This is a genomic window from Guyparkeria sp. (genome assembly GCF_046540515.1).
Lineage (GTDB): Bacteria > Pseudomonadota > Gammaproteobacteria > Halothiobacillales > Halothiobacillaceae > Guyparkeria.
The window spans coordinates 1-8,188 of the sequence record NZ_JBKHFB010000077.1 but is presented as its reverse complement, the minus strand read 5'-3'; the positions used below and the strand labels follow the sequence as shown (position 1 = coordinate 8,188).

Genomic DNA, 8,188 nt, shown 5'->3' with positions numbered 1-8,188 from the left:
TAGTCGGTCAGCTCGGCGATGGAATACTCCTCCCCCGACAGGCCGAGCCACAGCACCACCTCGCTGGAGGAATCGGCCTTCTCCACCTCGGGCGGGTCGGCCTCCTCGGGCAGGTTGTCGAGCGCCCCGTTGATGCGATCGCGCATGTCGTTGGCCGCCGCGTCGAGATCGCGTGACAGGGCGAATTCCACGGTGATCGACGAGCGCCCGTCCTCGCTCGAGGAGGTGATCATCTCGATCCCCTCGACCCCGGCGATGCGATCCTCGAGCACCTGGGTGATGCGCGTCTCGACCACCGATGCCGAGGCCCCGGGATAGCGCGTGTCGACACTCACCACGGGCGGGTCGATATGCGGGTACTCCTGCAACGGCAGGCGCTCGAGCGCGATCAGGCCGAAGGCGACCAGCAGGGCCGACAGCACGCCGGCCAGCACCGGGCGACGCACGGAAATATCGGAGAGAATCACGGCTCGCTCCGCTCGGCGTCCAGGGTTTCGCGATGTTTCTTCAGGATCTTGCGGATCGGGTTGTCACCGTCGGCCACGTCGAGCACGCGCACGGCATCGCCGTCGCGCACCTTCTGGATGCCGTGGCGCACCAGCCGCTCGCCGGGCTCGAGCCCCTCGATCACCTCCACCCAGCCCTCGCGGCGCTCGCCGATATCGACCTCGCGGCGCTCGACCGTCATGGCCTCCCGGTCGATGACGAACAGGTACTGGTGCTCGCCCTGCGGCAACAACGCCGATTCGGGGACCGCCACCACCTCGCGCCGGTCGCGCTCGAGGATCGTCTGCATCAGCTGCCCGGGGCGCAAGGCACGCTCGGCGTTGTCGATGCGCGCACGCAGGGTGATGCTGCGAGTGGCCGGATCGATGCGGGTATCGATGCCCGTCACCCGACCGGAAAAACGCTGCCCCGGATAGGCATCGGTACCCGCCGTGATGGTCTGGCCACGCGATATCGCCCCGAGGTGTCGCGAGGGCACGGTGAAGTCCACGTCGACGACATCCAGCTTGTCGAGCCGGACCAGCGAGGTGCCCGGGCTGACCAGCATGCCCGGGCTGATGTCACGCAGCCCCACCACCCCGTCGAAGGGTGCCAGCACGCGATGGGCCGCCAGGCGTGCCTCGGCCGCCTCGATCTCGGCCTGCGCCTGCTGCACGCGGGCACGGGCGTCCTCGAGCTCCGCCCGGGCGCCGAGGTTGCGTTCGGCGAGATCCCGGGCGCGCGCCAGCACGTTGCGCTGCTCGACCAGCCGGGCCTGCGCCGCGGCCAGCTCCGCCTGCTCCTCCCGATCCTCCAGGTGCACCAGCAGGTCGCCCGCGGAGACGCGCTGGCCATCCTCGAAATGGATCTCCCGGATCAGCTCGGTCACCGTTGCCGACAGCGTGACCGACTCGTCGGCGCGCACCGTGCCGAGCGCCTCGAGCGGGTCCGACCAGGTCTGGCGCTCGGCGTCCGAGGCGATCACGGCGGTCGCGGGCGAGTCGGACTGGGCGTGGAGAGACGGCGGTGCCAGGGCCACCAACAACAAGGAGACCAGCGACACGAGTTGACGCGTCGGGCAGGCGGTTGGGCCGAGCCGACCAATTGAACGAAACAGTGGCATGGGGTTTCCGCGAGACATGTAGGTGACCGAATGCAGCGCTCAGCATAGTACGAGGCGAGGCCCGACGCGGTCCCATTGACCGCGGCATTGCTATGATGCCGCGTCATTCGAGCGAATCAGTGGACGCAAATCCGTGGGCCTTGGGACTTCGATGCAGGTGGACGTGGTGATAATCGGCGCGGGGGCCGCCGGCCTGATGTGCGCGGCGACGGCCGGCTACCGCGGCCGGCGGGTGCTGGTGTTCGACCACGCCCGCAAGGCGGGGCAGAAGATCCTGATGTCCGGCGGCGGGCGCTGCAACTTCACCAACCTCAACAGCACCCCGAACCAGTTCCTCTCGGCCAACCCGCGCTTCTGTATCTCGGCGCTCAGGCGCTACCCGCCGCAGGCCTTCCTCGAGCTGGTCGAGCGCCACGGCATCGAGCACGTGGAAAAGGCCGCCGGCCAGCTGTTCTGCGCCGGCAAGGCCAAGGAGATCGTCGACATGCTGCTCACCGAGTGCGAGTGGGCCGGTGTGGAGGTGCGACTGAAAACGCCGGTCGAGGCGATCGAGGCTACCGACGGCGGCTACCGCGTGACTACCGATGGCGACACGATCACCACCGAATCGCTGGTGATCGCGACCGGCGGGCTCTCGATCCCCACCATGGGCGCAACCCCGTTCGGCTACGAGATCGCCCGCCGGTTCGGCATCGAGGTCCTGCCCACGCGCGCCGGACTGGTGCCCTTCACCCTGCACCCCGATCTAAAGGAACGCCTTGCGTCGCTGGCCGGCATCGCCCTCCCGGTGGCCGCAACGGCCAACGGGATGCGCTTCGAGGAGCCGATGCTGTTCACCCATCGCGGCCTGTCCGGGCCGGCCATGCTGCAGATCTCGAGCTTCTGGCAGCCGGGCGAGCCGCTGGTGATCGACCTGCTGCCCGGGCGGGACGCGGCCACGGACCTGGCGGAGCGACGCGCGAGTCGACCGCAGGGCACGGTATTGCAGTACCTCGACGAGCACCTGCCCAAGCGGCTGGCGCGTGTGCTCTGCGACTGGCACCACTGGTCCGCGCCGCTGCAGGAATACTCGCGCGAGGACATCTCGGCCGTCGCCGGTCACCTGCAGCACTGGGCCGTCCAGCCGGCCGGCACCGAGGGCTATCGCACCGCGGAGGTCACCCTCGGCGGGGTCGATACCCGCGAGCTGTCCTCGCAGACCATGGAAGCACGCCGGCAACCGGGGCTGTTCTTCATCGGCGAGGTGGTCGACGTGACCGGGCATCTGGGCGGGCACAACTTCCAGTGGGCCTGGGCCTCGGGTGTCGCCGCCGGGCAATCCGTCTAGCCCCGATCTTTCAAGAGATATCCGAGCTAGACTCCGGGATGAACCACCCTTCGGTCCCGTAGCACGGGACTCTCCGACAGGAGCGACATGGACGACCTCACCAGCCAGCTCATCCAGGACAACCAGACCCTCTGGCATCTGGGCATCGCCATTCTGCTCGGGGCGCTGATCGGCCTGGAGCGAGGCTGGACGAAGCGCAAGGAAGAGGCCGGATCGCGGATCGCGGGGCTGCGCACGCATGCGCTCGTGGGCCTGCTCGGCGGTCTGGCCGGTCTGCTCTCCGAGACGCTCACCGGCTGGGCCTTCCCCACCCTGCTGCTCGCCGTGGCGGCACTCGCCATCGTCGCCTGGCGCACCCGCGCCGAATCGGTGCAGAACTTCAGCATCACCGACAGCGTCGGCCTGCTGATCGCCTTCTGTATCGGGGCGATCGCCGTGGCCGTGGACGTCGTCGTCGCCACGGCCGCGGCGGTGTTCACGGCCATGATCCTCGACAACCGGGAGGAGATCCACGGCCTGCTGCACAAGCTGGAGGCACGCGAGCTCGACGCGGCCTTGAAACTGCTCCTGATCACCGCGGTGATGCTGCCCATCCTGCCCAACGAGGGTTTCGGCCCCGGCGACGCACTCAATCCCTACCAGATCTGGTGGATGGTGGTGCTGATCGCCTCGATCTCCTTCGTGGGGTATTTCGCCATCCGCATGGGCGGGGCCGAGAAGGGCATTCTCTTCACCAGCCTGTTCGCCGGTCTGAGTTCGTCCACCGCGCTGACCCTGCACTTCGCGCGGCAGTCGCGCCTGACGAAAGACCTCGGCCCGCTGCTGGGCATCGGCATCCTGATCGCCTGCGGCACCATGTTCCCCCGCGTGCTGCTGGTGGCGACCATGGTCCATCCGCCGATGTTCGCCGCCCTGCTGACCCCGTTGCTGGTGATGACGGTGCTGCTGTACGTGCCCGCCTTTCTCATGTGGCGCAAGGCACGCCGAGGCATCGACGTCGAGCAGCCGGAACTCAAGCAGAACCCGCTGGACCTGACCTCCGCCCTGCTCTTCGGCGTGCTGCTGACCGCCATCATGCTCGCCGGCGAATGGCTGCGGGAATGGCTCGGCAGCGCGGGGATCTACCTGCTGGCCGCCTCCTCGGGGGTGGCGGACGTCGACGCGATCAACCTGTCGCTGACCCGGATGGCCCGCGAGACGATCAGCGTGGACGTCGCCGTGGTCGGCATCATCATCGCCTCGGCGGCCAACAACCTGGTCAAGACCGGCATCGCCGCGATCATCGGCACGCGTACGCTGGGCCTGTGGGTCGCCGGGCCGATGATCCTCTCCCTGACCGCCGGGCTGCTGACCGCCTGGCTGATCTGAGGAACGGAGAACACGGCGGACGAGAACCTGGCGCGCCAGGGTGATACGTCGATTTCTCCCGTCGTTCAAGGAACATGAAGGGACACCGGATTTCAGTGCGCTGGGTGGGACTCGTACCGACCGGGGAGAACTGACGTGAATACTCGATGGCTGATCATGGCCGTGGTCACAATCGGGCTGATCTGGTGGTGGAACCAGCCGGCCGGGGTGGACTGGGATATGGAGGTGGCCCCGGACGCCCCGCCGGGTTTCGATGCAGACCTTTCCATCGAACGCGCGCCCCTGCAGACCACGCTGGACGAGACGCCGACACTGTCCGCCGGCGGTTTCCGGATCACGCCGCGAGCCGAGTTCCAGATCGAGGCCCGGGTCCTGAGCCGCAGGGACTACCGCTTCGATGCCGAGGCGGCGCTTTCCCCTACGGACCTGGCGCTGGGCTGGGGACCCATGGCTCGCCCGGAAGTGCTGGAGGCCTTCGAGATCGACCAGTCCGGACGTTTCTACCGCTGGCACACGGAGCGTTTCCCGGTGCCACGCGAGGACGTGGAGAAAAGCAGCGCCAACATGCACCTGGTGCCCGCCAATGAATGGATCGCGGCAGACATCGACCGCATTGCCGAAGGCGACACGGTACGACTGGCCGGCCACCTGATCGATGTGGACGGCGAAAACGGATGGCGCTGGCGCACCTCCCTGACCCGCTCCGATACCGGCCGCGGCGCTTGCGAAGTGTTGCTCGTGAGCCGGGTGCAGATCCGCTAACGACGCCGGTCCCACCACGCCAGCATCGCCGGGGTGAACAGCAGGGTCAGCGGGGTGGCCACCAGCAGGCCACCGGCGATCGCCGTGGACAGTTGCACCCAGTATTGGGTCGAGGGCGCGCCGATGGAGAATTCGCGGCCGACGAAGTCGATGGTCAAGGCGAAGATCATCGGCATCAGCCCCAGCACCGTGGTGATGGTGGTCAGCAGTACCGGGCGAAGGCGCTGCGCGCCGGTGCGCAGGGCGGCCTCCACCGGGTCGATCCGGTCACGTCGCAGCTGGTTGTAGGTGTCGATCAGGACGATGTTGTTGTTGACCACGATCCCGGCCAGGGCGATCACGCCGATGCCGCTCATCACCACGGAAAACGCCTCGGCGCGCAGCAGCAGTCCCAGCAGCACCCCGCTGGTTGAGAACACGATCGCGGTCAGCACCAGCAGCGCCTGGTAGAAGCTGTTGAACTGGGTGACCAGGATCAGCACCATCAGCACGATCGCCATGAGGAAGGCCATCGTCAGAAAGCGCCCTGCCTCGGCCTGGTCCTCCTGCTGGCCGCGGACCGACAGCGCGACATCCTCCGGCAACGGGTTGTCCGCCAGCCATTGCTGCAGGGCGCGCACGCGATCGTCGACCAGCTCGCCGGCGGCCACGTCGGCCTTGACGGACAGGGTGTGCCGCCCGTCGACCCGGTGAATGATGCCGGTCTTCGGCGCCGGCACGAACTCGACGAAATTCTGCACCGGAACCAGTCCCGCCTGCGTCGGCACCCGGAGGTTCATCAGCTGGGCGAGGTTGCGCTCGTCGAAGGGGAAGCGCACGCGGATGTCGACCTCCTCGTCGGCATCCTCGGGGCGGTAGCCGCCCAGTGACAGCCCGCGGGTGAGCATCTGCACGGCCCGGCCGAGGAGATTGACGTCCGCCCCGAAGCGCGCCGCCTCGCGGTGGTCGACCTCCAGGCGCATCTCCACGCCCGGCAGCGGACGGTCGTCCTCGACGTCGACGAATCCGCCGATTTCATCCATGCCGCGTCGCAGGTGCTCGACGCCCGCGACGAGCGGCTCCACCCCGTCCCCCTGCTCCCCGGCGGAGACCTGCAGCACCACCGGCTTGCCCTGGCTCGGCCCGCCGGAGTCGGTCAGGAACTGCAGGCGCACCCCCGGGATGTCCGCCATCTCGGCACGCAGTTCGGCGAGGATCTCGTCGGCCGGCGGTCGCCGCTGCCAGTCGACCAGGTCGAGCTGGATCACGCCGATCACGTCCTCGGCGTAGTCCTGGCCCAGCCGGTCCTGCTGCGAGGCGATGCTGCGGGCGTAGACGGTCTTGAACGCGGGGTGGTCGTAGAGACGGCTCTCGACGTCCCGCACCAGATCGTCGATTTCCCAGACCGACAGATCCCCCCGGGCCTGCACCTGGACCTGCGCGAAGCGCGGCTCGACCTCGGGGAAGAAGTCCACCCCGCGACCGAGTTCTCCATACGCTACGTACAGGCCGACGGTGAACAGGGCCACGCCGGCGAAGGTCTGCCCCGGGTGGGCGATCGCCCAGCGCAGCAGGCCGACGTAGCGTGCCGTGGGGCCGTCGAGCTCGTCGAAGCGCCCCGCCTCGGCGGCCCGGATGTGACGGACCTGCTCCGGGCGGCTCGCCCCCTGCCCGCGCGAGATCGTCGCGGCCAGCAGCGGGATGAACAGCAGGGCCATGGCCAGCGACATCAGCAGGGTGACGATCACGGTGGCCGGCAGGTAGAACATGAACTCGCCCACCAGACCCGGCCAGAACAGCATGGGGAAGAACACCGCCAGCGTGGTGGCCACGGAGGCGGTGATCGGCCAGGCCATGCGTTGGGCCGCCGCCAGGTACGCGTGCTTGCCGCGGCCTTCGGCCAGATACCGGTCGGCCTGCTCGATCACCACGATCGCCCCGTCGACCAGCATGCCTACCACCAGAATCAGGGCGAACAGCACCACGATATTGAGCGTGAACCCCATCAGGGACAGGACCAGCACCCCGCCGAGAAAGGCACCGGGGATGGCCAGCCCCACGAGCCACGACGACCGCCCGCCCAGGGCGAAGACGATGGTGAGCATCACCAGCAGGATGGCGGTGATGACGTTGTTCTCCAGATCGCCGAGCAGGTCGTCGATCTCCTCGGCGCTGTCCTGCAGGTAGCGGACCCGGATCCCGCCGGGCCAGTCGGCCTGCTCGGCCTCGATCACCTCGCGGGCCGCCGTGACGGTCTCGAGGATATTGGCCCCGGCCCGCTTGCGGATTTCCAGCGAGACGGCCGGCTCGCCGTCAATGCGGGCGAACCCCTCCGGGTCCTTGAAGGTCCGGCGCGCGTCGGCGATCTCCTCGAAGGTCACCACCGTACCCTCGTGCGAGATCGCCGGCAGCTCGAGCACGTCACCGACCGACTCGATCACCCCCGGCACCTTGATGTTCAGCCGCCCGGCCCCGGAGTCCAGCGACCCGGCGGCCACCAGCTGGTTGTTGCGCTCGATCGCCGTGACCAGGTCGTTGAACGGCAGGCGGTAGGTCTCCAGCGTGCGCGGGTCGACCAGCACCTCGAGCAGGTCCTCGCGGTCGCCGCCGATCTCCACCTCGAGCACGCCCGGCAGTGCCTCGATCCGGTCGCGCAGCTCGCGGGCGCGCTGCACCAGGGTGCGCTCGGGCGCCGAGCCCGAGAGCGTGGCGATCAGCACCGGGAACATCGACAGGTCGACCTCGGAGACCACCGGCTCCTCGACCCCCGGTGGCAGGTCGGGCCGGACCAGGTCGACCTCCTCGCGCACGTCGGCCAGTGCCCGGCGGCTGTCGTAGCCGGGGTCGAAGTCCAGCCGGACCAGGGCGAACCCCTCCCCGGCGCTGGCCTGCATCTCGTCGAGGCCCTCGAGACCGCCCAGCTCGCGTTCCAGCGGACGGACCAGCAGCCGCTCGCTGTCCTCGGGCGAGATGCCCGGGTAGGCGACGGTGACGAAGAATGTCGGCACGTCGACGTCCGGCGCGGCCTCCTTGGCGATCTGCACGTAGGCCGTGCCGCCGGCCGCCAGCAGGGCCAGCAGCACCAGCAGGACGCTGCGCGAACGGGAGAACAGCGCGGCGAGCAGGGCATTCACCGGGACTCG

At 68.7% G+C, this 8,188-nt stretch carries 6 protein-coding genes; 3 read left to right on the top strand and 3 right to left on the bottom strand.

Annotated elements, in window-relative coordinates; genetic code table 11:
- Both ACLFRM_RS08350 and ACLFRM_RS08345 read right to left on the bottom strand, forming a co-directional pair.
- Positions 1 to 467, bottom strand: a 467-nt coding sequence (locus ACLFRM_RS08350) for an efflux RND transporter permease subunit (RefSeq protein ID WP_410755279.1), incomplete at its 3' end; no start/stop codon positions are given.
- The gene (locus ACLFRM_RS08345; RefSeq protein WP_410755278.1) at positions 464 to 1,549 is read right to left on the bottom strand and encodes an efflux RND transporter periplasmic adaptor subunit; all 1,086 of its coding nucleotides are present in this window, start codon (positions 1,547 to 1,549) and stop codon (positions 464 to 466) included. The genes ACLFRM_RS08345 and ACLFRM_RS08350, both read right to left, overlap by 4 nt.
- 211 nt (positions 1,550 to 1,760) lie before the next feature.
- On the opposite strand from ACLFRM_RS08345, the gene ACLFRM_RS08340 reads away from it, so the two are divergent.
- From ACLFRM_RS08340 to ACLFRM_RS08330, 3 genes are all read left to right on the top strand, one after another.
- Positions 1,761 to 2,936, top strand: a complete 1,176-nt coding sequence (locus ACLFRM_RS08340; RefSeq protein ID WP_410755281.1) for an NAD(P)/FAD-dependent oxidoreductase — start codon at positions 1,761 to 1,763, stop codon at positions 2,934 to 2,936.
- Positions 2,937 to 3,023: 87 nt separating this feature from the next.
- Positions 3,024 to 4,304: an MgtC/SapB family protein gene (locus ACLFRM_RS08335; protein ID WP_410755277.1), complete on the top strand. Its 1,281-nt coding sequence runs from the start codon at positions 3,024 to 3,026 to the stop codon at positions 4,302 to 4,304.
- 135 nt (positions 4,305 to 4,439) lie between these two features.
- Positions 4,440 to 5,066: a hypothetical protein gene (locus ACLFRM_RS08330; RefSeq protein ID WP_410755276.1), complete on the top strand. Its 627-nt coding sequence runs from the start codon at positions 4,440 to 4,442 to the stop codon at positions 5,064 to 5,066.
- On the opposite strand, the gene ACLFRM_RS08325 is transcribed toward ACLFRM_RS08330, so the two are convergent.
- Positions 5,063 to 8,179 carry an efflux RND transporter permease subunit gene (locus ACLFRM_RS08325; RefSeq protein WP_410755280.1) on the bottom strand — a complete coding sequence of 1,039 codons (3,117 nt, stop codon included), beginning with the start codon at positions 8,177 to 8,179 and terminating at the stop codon, positions 5,063 to 5,065. The genes ACLFRM_RS08330 and ACLFRM_RS08325 overlap by 4 nt on opposite strands.
- Positions 8,180 to 8,188 lie beyond the last annotated feature (9 nt).